The organism is Glutamicibacter sp. BS14, from assembly GCF_056934375.1.
This window is the reverse complement of the sequence record NZ_CM167801.1, coordinates 607,810-624,873: the sequence shown is the minus strand read 5'-3', so window position 1 is coordinate 624,873 and position 17,064 is coordinate 607,810. Positions and strand designations below refer to the sequence as shown.

The 17,064-nt window shown below is 64.3% G+C and carries 14 protein-coding genes; 3 read left to right on the top strand and 11 right to left on the bottom strand.

Annotation, left to right across the window (positions count from 1 at the left end; genetic code table 11):
* Positions 1 to 7: 7 nt before the first annotated feature.
* From AC1Z36_RS03020 to iolC, 6 genes are read right to left on the bottom strand one after another with little or no spacing between them, the layout of a single operon-like run.
* Positions 8 to 1,021, bottom strand: coding sequence for a Gfo/Idh/MocA family protein (locus tag AC1Z36_RS03020; RefSeq protein ID WP_105656544.1), 1,014 nt, complete (start codon positions 1,019 to 1,021; stop codon positions 8 to 10).
* Between the two features lie 40 nt (positions 1,022 to 1,061).
* Positions 1,062 to 1,982 (bottom strand): sugar phosphate isomerase/epimerase family protein, encoded by a 921-nt coding sequence (locus tag AC1Z36_RS03015; RefSeq protein ID WP_105656545.1) that lies wholly within the window; start codon positions 1,980 to 1,982, stop codon positions 1,062 to 1,064.
* 30 nt (positions 1,983 to 2,012) lie between these two features.
* A complete protein-coding gene (locus AC1Z36_RS03010) occupies positions 2,013 to 3,527 on the bottom strand; it encodes a CoA-acylating methylmalonate-semialdehyde dehydrogenase (protein WP_483561651.1) in 1,515 nt (504 codons plus the stop codon).
* A gap of 44 nt (positions 3,528 to 3,571) precedes the next feature.
* A complete protein-coding gene (iolD, locus tag AC1Z36_RS03005) occupies positions 3,572 to 5,503 on the bottom strand; it encodes a 3D-(3,5/4)-trihydroxycyclohexane-1,2-dione acylhydrolase (decyclizing) (RefSeq protein ID WP_483561955.1) in 1,932 nt (643 codons plus the stop codon).
* Positions 5,504 to 5,533: 30 nt separating this feature from the next.
* Positions 5,534 to 6,463, bottom strand: coding sequence for a Cgl0159 family (beta/alpha)8-fold protein (locus tag AC1Z36_RS03000; RefSeq protein WP_105656548.1), 930 nt, complete (start codon positions 6,461 to 6,463; stop codon positions 5,534 to 5,536).
* A gap of 2 nt (positions 6,464 to 6,465) precedes the next feature.
* A complete protein-coding gene (gene iolC / locus AC1Z36_RS02995) occupies positions 6,466 to 7,458 on the bottom strand; it encodes a 5-dehydro-2-deoxygluconokinase (RefSeq protein WP_105656549.1) in 993 nt (330 codons plus the stop codon).
* Between the two features lie 339 nt (positions 7,459 to 7,797).
* On the opposite strand from iolC, the gene AC1Z36_RS02990 reads away from it, so the two are divergent.
* The 3 genes from AC1Z36_RS02990 to AC1Z36_RS02980 all read left to right on the top strand — a co-directional run bounded on the left by AC1Z36_RS02990 (position 7,798) and on the right by AC1Z36_RS02980 (position 11,109).
* Positions 7,798 to 8,805, top strand: a complete 1,008-nt coding sequence (locus AC1Z36_RS02990; RefSeq protein ID WP_483561650.1) for a LacI family DNA-binding transcriptional regulator — start codon at positions 7,798 to 7,800, stop codon at positions 8,803 to 8,805.
* 118 nt (positions 8,806 to 8,923) lie between these two features.
* Complete coding sequence (locus AC1Z36_RS02985) at positions 8,924 to 10,096, top strand: Gfo/Idh/MocA family protein (RefSeq protein WP_332728164.1); 1,173 nt, start codon at positions 8,924 to 8,926, stop codon at positions 10,094 to 10,096.
* Positions 10,093 to 11,109 carry a sugar phosphate isomerase/epimerase family protein gene (locus AC1Z36_RS02980; protein ID WP_402697064.1) on the top strand — a complete coding sequence of 339 codons (1,017 nt, stop codon included), beginning with the start codon at positions 10,093 to 10,095 and terminating at the stop codon, positions 11,107 to 11,109. Before AC1Z36_RS02985 ends, AC1Z36_RS02980 begins: the two co-directional genes overlap by 4 nt.
* Before the next feature lie 88 nt (positions 11,110 to 11,197).
* Here AC1Z36_RS02980 and AC1Z36_RS02975 read toward each other — a convergent pair whose 3' ends face one another.
* The 5 genes from AC1Z36_RS02975 to pucL form a co-directional block, all read right to left on the bottom strand.
* Positions 11,198 to 11,803 carry a malonic semialdehyde reductase gene (locus AC1Z36_RS02975; protein ID WP_105662234.1) on the bottom strand — a complete coding sequence of 202 codons (606 nt, stop codon included), beginning with the start codon at positions 11,801 to 11,803 and terminating at the stop codon, positions 11,198 to 11,200.
* Between the two features lie 186 nt (positions 11,804 to 11,989).
* Positions 11,990 to 13,201, bottom strand: a complete 1,212-nt coding sequence (locus AC1Z36_RS02970) for an MFS transporter (RefSeq protein ID WP_483561649.1) — start codon at positions 13,199 to 13,201, stop codon at positions 11,990 to 11,992.
* 67 nt (positions 13,202 to 13,268) lie between these two features.
* Positions 13,269 to 14,231: an ROK family protein gene (locus AC1Z36_RS02965; protein ID WP_286134082.1), complete on the bottom strand. Its 963-nt coding sequence runs from the start codon at positions 14,229 to 14,231 to the stop codon at positions 13,269 to 13,271.
* 295 nt (positions 14,232 to 14,526) lie between these two features.
* Positions 14,527 to 16,062: a nucleobase:cation symporter-2 family protein gene (locus AC1Z36_RS02960; protein ID WP_105656556.1), complete on the bottom strand. Its 1,536-nt coding sequence runs from the start codon at positions 16,060 to 16,062 to the stop codon at positions 14,527 to 14,529.
* Between the two features lie 75 nt (positions 16,063 to 16,137).
* Positions 16,138 to 17,061 (bottom strand): factor-independent urate hydroxylase, encoded by a 924-nt coding sequence (pucL, locus tag AC1Z36_RS02955; RefSeq protein ID WP_105656557.1) that lies wholly within the window; start codon positions 17,059 to 17,061, stop codon positions 16,138 to 16,140.
* Between the last annotated feature and the right edge of the window lie 3 nt (positions 17,062 to 17,064).

Below are 17,064 nucleotides of genomic sequence, written 5' to 3'. Positions count from 1 at the left end.
GATGCCCTTAGCTGTAGAGATCCGGCTTGCTGTTCAGCTTGACTGCCACCTTTTCGCCGGTGCGCTGGGCTTCGACTCCCGCCTCGCAGCAGGCCGCGGTGGCGTAGCCGTCCCAGGCGCTGGGCCCGCCCAATTCGCCTCGCAGCGCGGCGTCCACCCATGACTGGATTTCGGTATCGTAGGCGGCGCCGAAACGCTCCTCGAAGCCCGGGGTGACCTTGCCGCCCCACTGCCCGGCGGTACGCACATACGGTCCAGCGTCATTGCCGATGGACACGATGCCCTCCTCGAAGGAAGCCTGGGTCGCCACCTCGTAGCCGAACTTCGCGTTGACGTAGATCTCCACGTCGGCGAGCACTCCGGTCGAGGTTTCCAGCAGCACGTGCTGGGGGTCGTGCTGGCCGTTGGGAGCATTGCGGGTGGCCTTGCCCAAGCGCACCTGCACCGAGGTGATCTCGTCACCGGTGAAGTAGCGGATGGCGTCGAATTCGTGGACCACCGAGTCGTTGATCAGCATCTCATTGGTGAAGCCCTCCGGGGTGGAGGGGTTGCGGTGCTGGTGGTGCAGCACCAGCAATTCACCCAGGCTCTCGTCCTCGATCAGCTGGCGCAGCTGCCGGTACTCGGCGTCGAAGCGCCGCATGAAGCCCACTTGGATGCGCTTGCGGCCCAGCTTGGCCTCGGCCTCGACGATCTCCCAGGAGGAAGCGGCATCGGGGGTCAGCGGCTTTTCGCACAGCACCGGAATATCTGCCTCGAGCACCGCCAGCAATGCATCGTGGTGCAGGAAGCCGGGGGTCGCCAGCAGTACCGCGTTGACCTCGCCGCCGGCGAGCGCCGCGGACAGGTCGGCGTAGCCCTTGGCACCCGGGATCCCGTCGATGGCCGCAGCGACCCGGTCGGTGTCGATATCGACAACGGCCGCGACTTCGGCTCCGGAAATACGGTGGTGGATCCGCTGTATGTGGTCGGCGCCCATGCGCCCGGCTCCAACGACGGCGACGCGCAGGTTATCTGGCACGATATGTCCTTTCAAGAATTCTTGGCTAGGTGGGGATTTCTTAGACGCGGCTGCGCGAGCCGCAGCTGAGCAGGTAGTCGCGGGTGCGGGTGGCGATGGGCAGCGGCACCGAGAAGTCGGCCACCGGGTACATGTCCTGTTCGACAATTCCGAAAATCGGACGGCCCAGCTTCTCCACTTCCTTCAAGACCTCGTTGAGGTCAGGCAACCCGGAAGGCGGTTCGCACATCACCCCGGCCAAGTTGGCCGCGGCCCAGGTCATGTCCTGTTCGCGGACCGTGGCCAGGATGTCCGGGTTGATCTGCTTCAGGTGCAGGTACCCGATGCGTTCCGGGAAGCGGCGGATCAAATCCACGCTGGAAGCTCCACCGTATTCGGCATGTCCGGTATCCAGGCACAGGGTGGTGAATTGCGGGTCGGTGAGCTCAAGGAACTTCTCGATGTCGCCCTGGCCGCAGACATGGGAGTCGGCATGGGAATGGAACTGCTGCTTGAGGCCGAATTCCTCCTGCAGGATCCTTCCCAGCCGGTCATGGCCCTTGGCCAGCGAATCCCAGGCCGAACCGTCCAGGGTGCCCGATTCGATGGCCTGGCCGGTGACGTCGTCGCGCCACATGGCAGGGATCACCACAATATGCTCGCCTCCCATGGCGGCGGTCAGCTCGGCCACCTTGCGGGCTGGCTCCCAGGCTTCTTCCCAGGCGCTGGCGCTGCCGTCGATGCCGCGGTGGAAGGCGGTGAAGACGGTGCCGGCGCAGACGTTCAGGTCGCGGGCGGCCAGCTCGTCGGCCAGCTGCGCGGGGTCGGTGGGCAGGTACCCGTAGGGACCCAGTTCGATGGTCTTGTAGCCGGCTTCAGCCACTTCGTCGAGGAAGCGCTGCCAGGGTGTCTGCTGGGGATCATCGGCAAACCAGACTCCCCAGGAGTCGGGGGCAGTCCCGATGGTGATGTTCTGTGCCATGGTGCGTACCTTATCTTCTGTTCAAGGTGCCTAGTTGGAGGGGAAGTTGAAGGTGGCGGCCGTGCCCTGGGCCGGCTCCGGCCAGCGCTGCGTGATGGCCTTGCCCCGGGTGTAGAAGCGCACGCCGTCCGGGCCGTAGATGTGGTGCTCGCCGAACAGCGAGTCCTTCCAGCCTCCGAAGGAGTGCCAGGCAACCGGCACCGGCAGCGGCACGTTGACCCCGACCATGCCTACCTGGATGCGGCGGGTGTAGGTGCGGGCGTGGGCGCCAGAGGAGGTGAAGATGGCCGTGCCGTTGCCGTAGGGGTTCGCGTTGACCACTTCGATGGCTTCTTCCAGGCTGTCTACGCGCAGCACCACCAGTACCGGGCCGAAGATCTCCTCGGTGTAGGCGCTCATCTCGCGGCTGACCTTGTCGATGATGGTCGGGCCGACAAAGAACCCGTTCTCGTGGTCCTTGACCACCAGGTCGCGTCCGTCGATGACCAGCGCGGCGCCAGCTTCCTGCGCCTCGCCAACGATCTTCTGCAGGCGGGACTTCGAGGCCGGGGTGATCACCGGTCCCATATCCGCCGTCTCATCGAAGCCGTTCGAGACGTTGACGTTGCGGGCATGCTCGGCGAGCTTGTCCACCAGGCCGTCGGCGGCATCGCCCACGGCGACGGCCACGGAGATGGCCATGCAGCGCTGGCCCGCGGAGCCGAAAGCGGCGGCGTTGATGTGGTCGGCGGCCAAGTCCATATCGGCATCGGGCATGATCACCGCGTGGTTCTTCGCTCCGCCCAGGGCCTGCACGCGCTTGCCGTGCTTGGTGGCGGTTTCGTGCACGTACTTGGCGATCGGAGTGGAACCGACAAAGGAGATGCCATCCACATCCGGGTGGGTGAGCAGCCCGTCCACGGTTTCCTTGCCGCCGTGCAGCACCTGGAAAACGCCGTCGGGCAGGCCGGCTTCCTTGAACAGCTCGGCGATCAGCAAGGCGGCCGAAGGGTCGCGCTCGGAAGGCTTGAGGATGAAGGCGTTGCCGGTGGCAATGGCCACCGGTGCCATCCACAGCGGCACCATCACCGGGAAGTTGAACGGGGTGATGCCGGCGACCACGTCCAGCGGCTGGCGGAAGGAGAACACGTCGATGCCGGTGGAGACCTGGTCGGAGTATTCGCCCTTCAGCGACTGGGAGATGCCGCAGGCATACTCCACCACTTCGATGCCGCGGCTGATCTCGCCGGCGGCGTCGGAGAGGACCTTGCCGTGCTCGGAGGTGACGATGCGGGCCAGCTCGCCGGTGTGCTCGGTGAGCAGCTGCTGGAAGCGGAAGAGGATCTTGCTGCGCTTGGCGATCGATACTTCGCCCCAGGTTTCGGAGGCGGCCTTGGCCACGGCCACAGCCTGCTGCAGGTCCTCGCCGCTGGCCAGGTGCAGCTGGCCGGTGATTTCTCCGGTTGCCGGGTTGTAGACCGGCTGGGTGGCGGTGCCGGTGCCGGCGCTGGGCTTGCCGTTGATGTAGTGCAGGATTTCGGTGACTTCGGTAGCGGTAGCAGTCATGGGTTCACGTCTTTCGGTATTCGAGTTGGTCTGGTGCGGTGCGCCTAGCCCAGCAGGGGCTTCTGGCGGGATTTGTGCTCGGCGTAGGTCTTGCGGGCCTGGGTGGTGGAGTCCAGCTCGGCGACCTCGCTGACCGGCACATCCCACCAGGACTCGCTGGAGGGAGCATCGGCGTAGAGGTCGGATTCGATGTGGATCAGGATCGGCCCCGAACCCTCGGGCGCGGCCTTGGCCTGGGCGATGGCCGCCGAGAGCTCATCGATGGCTTGGGGCCCGGGCTCGATCCGGATGACCTTCACGCCCAGCGACTCGGCGTTGGCAGCCAGGTCCACTGGCAAGGTCGCACCATCATCGAAGCTGTGGCGCTGGGCATCGAGCGTGCGGTACTTGGTGCCGAAACGCTGGGAGCCCAGTGATTCGGACAGGGCTCCGATGGAGGCGTAGCCATGGTTCTGTATCAGCACGGTGATCAGCTTCAGGCCTTCGGCCACGGCGGTGACCAGCTCAGTGTGCATCATCAGGTAGGAGCCGTCACCCACCATCACCACGACGTCGCGGGACTCTTCGGAGCCTCGCGCGGTTTCAGCAAGGGCGGCGCGCTTGATGCCCAGCCCGCCGGCGATCTCGTATCCCATGCAGGAGAAGCCGTATTCCACGTGGTAGCCGAACGGGTCGGAGACCCGCCACATCTTGTGCAGGTCCCCGGGCAGCGAGCCGGCGGCGCAGACCACCACATCGCGCGGATCCATGGCCTGGTTCACCGCTCCGATGATGGCGTTCTGGCTGACCAGCGGGCTCAGCCGCTCGGCGAAGGCCGCATCAACGGTCGCGTCCCAGCGCTGCTTCTCGGTGGCGGCCTGGACTTCCAGGGCCCCCTCGACCCGGTACCCGGTCAGCGCCTCGCGCAGCGCGATCAGCGCTTTGCGGGCATCGGCGACCACCGGCAGCACGGTGCCGTGCTTATAGGCGTCCAGCGCGGCGACGTTGATGTTCACGAACTTCACCTCCGGGTTCTGGAATGCGGTGCGGCTGGCGGTGGTGAAGTCCTCATAGCGGGTGCCGATGCCGATGACCAGATCCGCCTGCTCGGCCAGCGCATTGGCCGCGGTGGTGCCGGTGGAGCCAATGGCGCCCAGGGAGTACTTGGAATCCCACGGCAGCACGCCCACCCCGGCCTGGGTATTGCCCACGGGAATGCCGGTGGCTTCGCAGAAGGCGGCCAGCTCCTCGGTGGCGTAGGCATACAGCACGCCGCCGCCTGCGACGATCAATGGGCGCTTGGCTTTGCGGATCATCGCCGCGGCGGCCGCGATGTCCTCGGATTCCGGTGCCGGGCGGCGGATCTTCCACTCGCGCTCGGCAAAGAGCTCTTCCGGGAAGTCGAAGGCCTCGGCCTGCACGTCCTGCGGCAAGGAGATGGTCACCGCTCCGGTTTCGGCGGGGTCGGTGAGCACCCGCAACCCGTGGTGCAAGGCACTGGCCAGCTGCTCGGGTCGCGTGACCCGGTCGAAGTACTTGGACAGCGGGCGGAAGGCGTCGTTGACGGTGATGTCGTAGCCGTGCGGCATTTCCAGCTGCTGGAGCACCGGGTCCGCGGCGCGGGTGGCGAAGGTGTCCGAAGGCAGCAGCAGCACCGGCAGGCGGTTGGCGGTGGCCAGCGCCGCACCGGTGAGCAAGTTGGAGGACCCGGGGCCGATGGAGGTGGAGACCGCGTAGGTGGCGCGCCGGCGGGTGTGCCGCGCGTAGGCAACGGCCTGGTGCGACTGCGCCTGCTCATTGCGGCCCTGGTAGTACGGCATGAGGCTCGGGTCCTTGGCCTGCCACTGCTTCAGCGCCTGGCCCACCCCGGCAACATTCCCGTGGCCGAAAATCCCGAACATGCCCGGAATCAGCCGTTCGCGGTAGTGCGTGCCGCCGATGGAATCCACCGTGTACTGGCGGCCCAGGAATTCCACGACCGCCTGGGCAACGGTCATTGTGCGTGTAGTCATCGAGCTTCGTCCTTCTCAGCTGCGTACGGTTGCGGTGGTGTCCAGTAGCGATGCGGCGGTTGCCACGGCGGCGGCCACATCCCCGTCCTCGGGATACAGCAGGGTCCGGCCTACGGTCAGCCCCTGCACCGAAGGCAGGGCCAGCGCCGCCTGCCACGAGGCGAAGACCTCGTCGGGACTGCCCGATGGATCCCCGCCGAGCAGGACCGTGGGCAGGGTGGTCGCGGCCATGACCCGTTCCATCTCCTGGACCACGGGAATCTTCAGCCAGGTGTAGGCGCTGGTTTCGCCCAGTCCCGAGGCGATGCCCATGGACTTGATCACTGCCTCCGGGCGCAGGTCGTTGACTACCTTGCCCTCGGCCCGCTTGGAGATGAACGGCTCGACCATCGCCACCAGCTGGTGCCGGGCCAGATCCGACACGGCGTCGGCGGTAGCGGCCAGGGTTTTCACGGTGTCCGGATCCTCGTAGCTGATCCGGGTGAGCATCTTGCCGCCGTCGGCGCCCAGGGCAGCCAGGGCGGCCGCGCTGTGCCCGGTAAAGCGGTCGTCGATCTCGTTGACCAAGCCGGTGAGCCCGCCGCGGTTCATCGATCCGAAGACCAGCTTGCCTTCCAGCGCGCCCAGCAGCAGCAGGTCATCGAGGATATCGGGCGAGGCCAGCACCCCGTCGCAGGCGGGGTTCTGCAAGGCGATCTGCAGCCGGTCCAGCAGCTGGCGGCGGTCGGCCATGGCCGTGGCGCGCTTGCCCACGGACAGGGCGCCGCGGGCCGGGTGGTCGGCGGCGATGATGAAGTTCTGCCGTCCCAGCACCGGGCCGGCGTGCTTCCGGCGCAGCGAAGCGGCGCGCTGCACCGAGGCCGGGTCTTCCAGCCGCTGGCGGGTGATGGATTCGTAGCGGCGCGGGTCTTCCCGGTCCACTGGCAGCTCTGATGCCTGTTTCATTTCTAGACCAGGTCTTTCTGGGAGTCGGGGACGGTGCGGCCGCGCTCGGCCAGCAGGGCATTGACTTCTTCCGGGTCCGGCATGGCGTCGGAGCAGGCAACCTTCGAGGCCACAATGGCTCCGGCGGCATTGGCGTAGTCAAGCACCTGTTCCAGCGGCCAGCCGGAGAGCAGTCCGTGGCAGAAGGCGCCGCCGAAGGAATCTCCGGCACCCAGTCCGTTAGCGGTCTGCACCGGGACCGGCGCGGAAACCACGCGCTCGGTGCGGGTTTTGGCCATGACCCCTTCGGGGCCGAGCTTGACCACGGCAATCTGCACTCCGGCCTCCAGCAGGCGGTCGGCCTGCTCATCCGGGGTGCCTTCGCCGACGGCTACCGAGCATTCGGTGTCGTTGCCGATGGCCACGGTGGCCGATGGCAGGGCACGCGCTACCTGTTCGCGGGCCTGTTCCACGGAGTCCCAGAACATCGGGCGGTAGTCCAAATCCAGAATGGTGAACTGCCCCTGGGCCAGGGAATCTGCTGGGCGGGCGGCATAGGCCGCCAATTGCGCGGTGCGCGAAGGCTCGCGGCTCAAGCCGGTGACGGTGCTCCAGAAGATCCTGGAGTCCTTGACGGCTTGGAGGTCGATGTCGCTGCTGTCGATGTTCCAGTCCGGCGCCATCGGGAAGCGTCCGTAGAAGTACAGCGGGAAGTCGTCCGGCGGCATGATGGCGCAGAAGGTGACTGGCGTCTGCAACGTGGCGTCGCGGGCTACCTGGGTGCGGTCCACGCCGAAGCGGTCCAATTCGCGTTCCAGGAATGTGCCGAAGTCGTCGTCGCCGATTTTGGTGATCACACCGGCTGCTCGGCCGTGCCGGGCTGCCGCCACGGCGACGTTGGTGGCGGAGCCGCCGAGGTACTTGCTGAATGTGTTCACATCCGCGAGGGAAACGCCGATGTCATTCGGATACACATCGACGCTGATGCGTCCGAGGGTGAGTACGTCGTAAGTCACGCAGATCGACGTCCTTTCGAGTCAGAAGTTCAGGGATCGGCCAACTGCCGAAGATGTGAACGGTGCCACAAGAAATACTTTGCACCATGAATTCGGCACTGTCAAAGGTTTGTACTGACATATTTACAACATGAGTAACATGGTGTGGACAAATCCGCGGAATTCCGGGGTATTCCATCTGTTTCGAACGTTGAAAATAAAAAAATTTCCACATGCCATGTCTTGGCTTCATGGCGTGGCCCGCGAAGTTCGACGAGCAGAATCCACCCCCTAACGGCCGTGCACTCGAGCAAAACGCTAGGCTCTTAACGAGAACAACCGACACCCCCAGGAGGAACTGTGGCCGCAGCACGCCGTCGAGCGACCATCTACGACGTTGCCCAGGCCGCAGGTGTTTCCAAGTCGCTGGTGTCCCTGGTGCTGCGCGGCTCCCCCAGCGTCTCGGAAGCACGTCGCGCGGCAGTACTGGCCGCCATCAAGGAACTGGATTACCACCCCAGCCAGGCCGCCACGGCACTTGCCGGCGGCACGAGCCAGACAGTCGGCGTAGTCATCGACGACTACACCAACGTCTGGTTCGTGGAACTTCTTCGCGGGCTCCAAGAAGGACTGGCAAGCGCAGGATTGCGCATCGCAGTTTCCGACCGGGCACTCAACACCCACGTCGAGTCGGACCCGCTCGATGGATTCCTCAGCACCCGGGTAGAGGCTTTGGTACTGGCCACCGAACCGACTCCTGCCATGCGCTTTTCAGCGCAGGTTCCGGTCATTGTGGCCGGCAATCGCGCCACCCAGGTTCGCGGCGCGGACATTTCTTCCAGTGACGACAGGCTCGGGGCACGCCAAGCCATCGAGTACCTGGTTTCGCTGGGCCACCGGAATATTGGCCACATCGCCGGTGGCGGCGGAGCCTCGATGCTGCGCCTGGCCGGGTACCAGGAGGCAATGAAGGCCGCGGGACTCGAAGAGCGCATAGTTTCGGTCAGCGAATTGACCACCGAAGACACCGGCTACCAGTGCGCACGGCAGCTTTTGGGCGAAGCCCCGGAAACAACGGCCATCTTGGCCGGCAACGACTCAATGGCCATGGGAGCCATGGCAGCCGCCCGGGAAGCCGGCCTGTCGACACCTGGGGATTTGTCAATCATCGGCTACGACAACTCGCCGCTCTCCGGCACCCACCTGCTGCGCCTGACAACCGTGGATAGCCGCAACCACGAGCTTGGATTGCACGTGGCCCAGCAGGTGCTCTCCCGGCTCGCCAATCCCGAACGCGAAGCCCAGCGCGTGCTGATGGAGCCGCTGCTCATCGAGCGCGGCACCTGCGCGGCACCACGCCGGCCCTGATTCCTTCCAGTTCCAAACCTTCTCCTGCAGACCCCTTGACCGCGATCTGAAATAGGTTCTAGACTCTTTTGGAGCGCTCCAAAATATTCCATGAACAGCTTTCACCCAGGAGAATTCCATGACAAAAACCATCGGCATTGCCGTCATTGGCGCCGGCATGGCCGGGCTGTCCCACATCGCTGGGTACCGCACAGCACCCACCCTCTACAGCTCCGACTTGCCACCGCTTCGCTACGTTGCCGTGGCTGACGTGAACACCGAGCTCGCAGCCAAGGTCGCCAAGCGCTACGGCTACGAAAAGGCGCTCGGTTCCTGGCAAGAGGTGGCCGCAGATCCAGATATCGACGTGGTCTCGGTAGTTATTGCCAACCGTTTCCACCGTGAAGCAGTCGAGGGCCTGCTGGCTGCCGGCAAGCACGTTTTGTGCGAAAAGCCGCTGGCTGACACCCTTCAAGAAGCTGAAGCGATGGCCACCGCGGCCCGCAACGCCGACTCCGTGGCCCGCGTTGGCTTCACCTTCCGCCGCACCCCGGGCATCGCCACGATCCAGAACCTGATCGCCGATGGCACCCTGGGCAAGGTGCTGCATTTCTCCGGACGCTACTGGACCGACTACGGCCACAACCCGCAGGCCCCGATGAGCTGGCGCTTCAAGGGCCAGCCAGGCTCGGGCGCACTGGCCGATGTGGGAAGCCACCTGGCCTACGTTGCCGAATTCCTGGCCGGCGAGATTCTTTCGGTCAGCGGCGGCCAGCTGAGCACCAGCATCACCGAACGCTTCCTGCCAGCCGGCGCCGTCACCGGCCACGATCTCGTGGAACTGAGCGACACGTCCGAGCCGGTAGAAAACGACGACTACGCGGCGTTCAACGTACAGTTCGCCGGGGCCGCAGGCAGCCTGGAAGTTTCCCGCGTGGCAGCCGGCCACCCCAATACGCTGACCTTCGAGGTCTTTTGCGAGAAGGGCGCCGCACGCTTCAGCCAGCTGCGTCCAGCGGAAATCGAAATCATGCTCACCGAGGGCCCTTCGGCAACCAACGGCTACCGCACGGTAAATCTCGGCTCGGAACACGCCTACCTCAGTGGCGGACTGCCCATGGATGCGCCAGGTGTCGGCTTCGGCCAGAATGATGCCTTCGGCTACCAGGCGCGCGCCTTCCTCGACGAGGTCTGCGGCCTGGGCAATGCACTTCCCAGCAACGCAACATTCGACGAGGGCGTGCACAATATGCAGGTCCTCCAGGCGGTCGTGCAGTCCGCTGCCAATGACGGAAAGAAGGTTTCACTGTGAAACTCGGAGTCTACAACGCAATCCTCCACAACCGCCCGCTGGCCGAAGCCCTGGAGGTCATTGCCGCCCAGGGACTGACCGGCATCGAATTGAACACCGGCGGCTTCTTGCCCCCAGTGCACGTGCCGAACATCGACGAGATCCTGGAATCCGACATCGCTCGCGATGCTTTCCTCGCCCAATTCGAAGGCACCGGCGTGGAAATCTATGGGCTGAACTGCAACGGCAACCCGTTGCACCCCAATCGCGAAATCGGCCAGAAGCACGCCGAGGACATTCGCCGCTCCATCAAGCTGGCCGCGCGCCTAGGCCAGACCCGCGTGGTCACCATGTCCGGCCTGCCCGCTGGAGACCCCAATGCTTCGACCCCGAACTGGGTAGTCAATGCCTGGAATTCGGCAGCCCTGGACCAGCTGGACTATCAATTCGGGATCGCCGCGGAATTCTGGAAAGAAATCGATGAGCTGGCTGTCGAACACGGAGTCAAGGTTGCTCTGGAGCTGCACCCGCAGAACCTGGTCTTCAACCCTGCAAGCTTTCGCGAGCTGTTGAAGCGGGCGGGTACCAGCAACATCGGAGTTGAACTGGATGCCTCGCACCTCTTCTGGCAGCAGATGGATCCAGTAGCCGTTGTCCGCGACCTGGGCCCATGGGTCTTCCACGCAGCAGCCAAGGATGTGCGCGTCAATCCGAATGCGGCCATCCAGGGCGTATTGGATAACAGCTTCCGCAAGCTGGGCGAAGACGAACCACGCACCAACCTCGGCGGGGATGAATGGGCGAACGAGTGGCCGAAGAATTCAGCCTGGGACTTCGTGGCTTTGGGCAAGGGACATGGCACCGCATTCTGGACCGAATTCTTGCGCGCATTGCACGAGGTGGATCCGGAAATGATGGTGAACATCGAACACGAGGACACCGAGCTAGGTGCCGTTGAGGGCCTGGAAGTCGCCGCCAAGGTACTCATTGAGGCCGACGCGGCCCTGCAAGCTTCATTGGCCGCAACCTCCTAGGATCCTCCCGCTGGCGTGCAGAAGCCCGGAATTCACCGTGTGAATTCCGGGCTTCTGGCGCATGCCGTTTTCGAAGTACTCGATGCACCTAGACGGTGCGGACAACTGCTTCGTAGTCGAAGCGTGCTTTTGGCGAGCCGATCTCGCTTTCGGCTGGCTGGCCGATATTCACGACCAGGAAACTCTTCTGATCGCCTTCCGGGAAGAACGATGCGTCGATGGCGGAGAAGTCTGCGCCGGTCATTGGACCTACCGCGAAGCCCAAGCTGCGCGCGGCCAGCATGAAGTAGCCCGCCTGCAGGTGTGCGTTGTTGTTGCCGGTGGATGCGGTGAAGTCCGCATCAGCATCGTACATGGCCTTGGGTGCGTTGTAGCCGGGCAGGAAGTTGTCCCACTGTTCGTGCCATGCGGTGTCATAGCTGAGGATCGCTACCAGCGGAGCTGCGGCGGTCTTGGCTTTGTTGCCGTTGGAGAGCGCGTCGACCAGGGTGGCGCGGGCTTCGTCCGACCGCACGTAGGTGACGCGCAGCGGCTGGGAATTGAACGCGGTTGGACCGAACTTGGCCAGTTCGTAGATTTCCTGGGCCTGCTCCTCGGTAACCTCTCCGGTGAACGCGTTAGCGGTGCGTGCCTCGCCAAAAATGGCGTTGAGCGTTGCTGTGTCGGCCTGGATTTCCTGGGATGCAACTGTCATTGATTGCCTTTCAGATCTGTCCGAGGCCACTGGTTCGGGCCATTGCCGGATACGGTTTTCTTCTATCAATGCCCAACGAGGATCGGCTGCACCTCATTCCGGCAAGCCACGTGTTCTCTGCCACACGCAGGCCGGGGCTCATCTGGAGCTCGGCTGTCCTGCCAGCAATGCCCGCCGCACGCAGACCTAGGGTCCGGCAGGGATTCGCGAGTTTGCAGAATCGTCCCAGCGGCGATGAAGCCTGGCGCACCCGATTGCGCACAGTGCGATGATTGCGCCGAAGCAGGTCACTGCCATCGATTCGCCGCTGATCTGCCCTACCCAGCCCAGCCCCAGCGCCCCAAGTGCGGTCAGGGCGTAGCCCAGTACCCAGAAGGCGGAGCTGGCGCTGCCTCGATGCCGCAGTTCGATGCGCCGCAGTACGATGCCCAGTCCCACCGGGAACAGCGCACCATGGCTCAGTCCAGCAACCACTAGGCCAACCAGGTACACCGTGACCGCCAAGCCCCCGCCCAACCTCGGGGCAATAGCTATCAGCACTGCTCCCACCGCCAGCCCGGCATAGCCCAGCTGCACTTTTTCGCTGACCAGCTTCCCGCCCGCTTTCTGGCCCACGGCAGTGGCGGCGAAAATCAGCGAACCGATGAGCCCCAGCAGGCGCAGGTCGGTAATCCCAAAGGCGCGGACCACCAGGATGGACGTCATGGCTGTACAGCCGCCCATGACCGCAAAGCCCAGGGTCATCAGTCCACCCACGCAGAAGTCCCGTCGTGCCAAACGCGGCACCAGCGGAAGGCTGAGTTTCCACCCGCCCCGGCGGTGCGCAACACTGTCGGGGATCATGGCCAGCAGCACGATGCACAGGCCCGAAAGCACTGCGTGCACGCTGAAAGCGATCATGGGGGTAGCCGGGAAGAAGAAAGTCAGAAATGCCGCCAAGGCCGGACCGCTGCCTAGTCCCGCCATATTCGCCAGGCTGGAAATGGCGGCACCGCGTCCGGAGCTGGAGACCAGATCCGCCAAATAGGCTGTGGCCGTTCCGGTGACCAGCCCGGCGCACACCCCGGACAGGGCCCGGGCAATGAACAGCATGGGCGCGTCGGTGGCCACGGCATAAAGCACCCCGCTGGCGGCCGAGGCGAGCAGCCCGAGAATCATGACGGGTTTGCGGCCAATGGCGTCAGAGAGGGAACCGAAGATGCACAGCACCGTGAGCACCACCAGGGCGTAGATCGCAAAAAGCTGGGTCGAGGCGGCGGTGCTCAGGCCGTATTCATCCTGGAGCATTGGATACAGCGCGGTCGGCATGGTGGTACCGCACATGGCGACCGCATAGGTTCCCAAAACGACTGCTAGCGGCCCGCCACGGGTCTGCGGCGGCTTCTCTGGCAGGACCATGCCGGAACCTCGCTCTCGTGTTGAATAACAACCCGAGCCTAGATAAGACCTAATGTCCTGTCAATGTTTATTGCTGTTGATTGAACCTCGCCAAATCAGCAGCCCCGATCAGGCCCGCCACCGGACCCAATTCGGCTTGGCTGATCTTCGCAAAGGGACGGTAGCCCCTGCCGGAGAGGGTGCGGCGGTAAGTCTCCTCCGCGGTGGCCACCAGTTGCTTCGACGCCGCGCCCAAGCCGCCGCCGATAACGATGGTCCCCGGATCCAGAACCGAGACCAGATTCGAAATGCCCAACCCGAGCCATTCGCCCATATCCGCAATGAGGTCGGCGCACGCCGGGTCGCCCTCTGCGGCAAGTCGAGTTACCTCCGCCCCGGTAACGGCGTCCGGATCATCGCCCACGGCCTCGCGCAGGCGGAAGGCCACCGGTGATTTGCTGCGCACGAGTTCGGCTCCTTCCCGGCCCAGGGCATTGCCAGAGGCGTACTGCTCCCAGCAACCGCGGTTTCCGCAGGCGCACCGATGGCCGCCGGGAACGATCACCTGGTGCCCGAATTCGCCAGCAATCCCGGACTTGCCACGGTGGATTTGCCCTCCGAGGATGACCGCCCCGCCGATCCCCGTTCCGAGGGTCAGGCACACCATGTCGCTTTCGCCCCGGCCCGCGCCAAAACGATGCTCGGCCCAGCCGGCCGCATCAGCGTCGTTGACCAGAGTCACTTCATGTCCTACCAGCTGCATCAGACGGTCGCGCACCGGTTCATTGCGCCAAGACAGGTGGGGGCTGAACAGCACGTTCTGCCCCTTGCGGTCCATCCATCCCGCGGCGCCAATGCCCACCGGAAGACCTTCGTTGCCCTTCGAGAGCTCGCGGATCATCTCAGCCAGGGCACGTTCGGTCCCCGCCACGTCATGGTCAGGTGTCTCGCGGCGGATTTGCCCGAAGGCGTTCCCCTCTTGATCCACAAGGGCTGCAAGGATTTTGGTGCCACCGATGTCAACGCCGATGGAAAGATTTGCTGAACTCACAGTCATCTAGCTTAGACCCTCGCAAAACGCCGATGCTCCCGCTGCCGCACAGGAGCCCCTGACTGGTCCGGTGCCTGCACGGAACTTCCAACGCAGTCCAGCACTTGGGCCAGCCCTGCGCAAGGTGCCCGGAAAACTCGTCCGACGGTGCTCCCTGGCTGTTCGCGCTGTGAAGTGCAACTGCTCGAGCTCGCGCAAAATGCCCGCAAACCGGAGTTTGCGAGCATTTCGCGCTAGCTGCTACTTCTCGTCATCGAGCAATTCCTCGGCCTCGGGTTCGGATGGGGCCGATTCCTCAGTGCCCTGATGTCTCGGCAGGCCTGGGTACAGGCATCTGGATGGCTCCGGTCTGGATCTGCTCGAATTCATCGGGTGTGACCACCGGAATTTCGTAGCCTTCCTTGTCGATGAGCTTGCCGCCCACGTAGTGGTCGCCATCGAGCAATCCGCAGATCTCCTCGGTCTTGACCATGCGCGGCGGAGCCGCCGAGAAGACCGATGCATCCTTTGTATTCCCGAACTTGAGTTCGTTGAACAGCAGGTTCAGCAGCACGGCCATCACGGCCGCCGAGGAAATCCCGGAGTGGAAGATCGTCTCGAACCACGTGGGGAATCCAGCGTAGAAGTCCGGCTTCACAATCGGGATGCAGCCAAAGGCAATCGATGCCGCGACGATCACCAAGTTCATGCCGTCGTACTTCACCTTGGACAGGGTCCGGATCCCGGAAGCGGCGACGGTGCCGAAGAGCACGATGCCTGCGCCGCCGAGCACCGGAGTCGGGATGGCAGCGACCACTCGTCCGAGGATCGGCAGCAAGCCGAGCACGACGAGGATGCCGCCACCGGCCGCGACAACGAAGCGGCTGGTGATGCCCGTGATGGCCACCAGGCCGACATTCTGCGCAAAGGCCGACTGGGTGAAGGTATTGAAAATCGGCGCCACTGCGGAAGAGGCCATGTCGGCACGCAGGCCGTCGGCAATGCGCTTGGAATCCACCTTCGATCCGGCGATCTCGCCCACAGCGAGGATGTCTGCGGTGGTTTCGGTGAGGATCACCAGCACCACGATGGTCATCGAGATGATGCCGCCGATTTCGAAGACCGGCATGCCGAAGGCCAGCGGCTGCGGGAAGGCGAAGATCGCGCCGTGCCCGACCTGCGAGAAATCGGCCATGCCCAGCAGCGCTGCGGCGACGGTGCCCAGCACGATGGCCAGCAGGATCGACATGCGGGAAATCGCTGCATTGCCGACCTTGGACAGCAGCAGGACCACCAGCAGTGTTCCGGCGGCCAGGCCGATGTTGGCCAGCGACCCGTAGTCATCGGCCTTCGCGTCCCCGCCCATGGCCCAGTTGGCCGCGACCGGGGTCAGCGAGATGCCGATCATCGTAATGACCACGCCGGTGACCACCGGCGGGAAGTACCTGACAATGCGGGCGAAGAACGGCGCTATGAGGAAGCCGATCAGCGCTGCGACGAGCACGGCCCCGAAGACCGCCTGGATTCCGCCTCCCCCGTTGACGATGGCCACCATGGTAGCCACGGATGCGAAGGACGTGCCCTGGACCAGCGGCAGCTGCGCCCCGAAGAACGGGATGCCCACGGTTTGCAGGATGGTGGCCAGCCCGCCGACAAACAGGCAGCAGGCGACCAGCAGGCCCACCTCGTCCGGGGCCAAGCCGGCAGCGTTTCCGATGATCAGCGGCGGGGCGATAATGCCGCCGTACATCGTCAGGACATGCTGCAGGCCATAGGCAAAGGACTTCCCCAGAGGGAGCTTCGCGTCCTCGGGACGATTGCCTTTGATAGATTCATCTTGTGTAGCGCTCAAGGCTGACCTCCTACGTCAGTCGCTGCCAAAGGTGTGCCGGCGTGCCAGCGCCGGCCCACCTTCAACGCCGTTCAGTTAGATAAATGCCGGAATATTGGCCCAGATGGGGTGATTCGCCTCGGTGCCTTCGCGGGTGATCGTCGCTTCGATCAGGCCGTATGGGCGATCCGCGGCGAAGAAGACCTCATTGGGGTTGTCTTGGCCGAAGACTTCCAGGTCAACCAGGAAGTGGTGCTTGTTCGGCAGGGACATCTTGATTTCGGCGATTTCCGGATGCGCTTCGAGCACTGCCTGCCCCATCTGGAACATGGTCTGCTGCAACGCGTACGAGTGGGTGTCGGCGAAGCGGGTCAGCAGCAGGTGGCGCACCGAGGTATAGACCGCGTCGAAGTCGATGCCCTGGGCGATGGCCTGGCCGGTGTAGCGCCAGCGCGCAGTCACGTCGGTGGCCAGGATGCGGTCGGTGGTTTCCTTCAGGGTCGTGTACTTGTCCACCGGGAAACCGTGGAACTCGCTGCCCGTGGACTTCAGGACGGTGAGGTCCTCCAGGCCGGCAACGATGGACTTCTTGCCTTCGGCGTCGATTTCCAGCACGGCGGTGCGCACTTCGGACTTGTTCTGCGAGAAGGCGTGGTCATGGTCGTTGATGCGGTCCCAGAAGAACTGCTGGGCTGCCCAGCGGCCGCCGGTGATCCACTCGAATTCGCCAGTGAAGTGGTTTCCCAGCTGCACCAGGAACTCCTCGATGGCGCCCACGCCGTTGCGGGCCAGGCCATAGACGGTGTTCTTCTGGGTGTCAGTGGCGACGACGCGGCCGTTGTCGCCGTCCTGGTGCGCGGCGGTGAAGTCGCCGTGCAGCTGGCTGGTGACGTTCAGGTCCTGGATCTGGTGGCGCACGGTGTCGCGGGTGATCTTGACCAGGCGGACTTCGGCCTTGCCGTACTGGTTGGAGCCCAGCACGATCTTGGTATCTGCTGGGGCGGTGATTTCGGTAGTCATTGT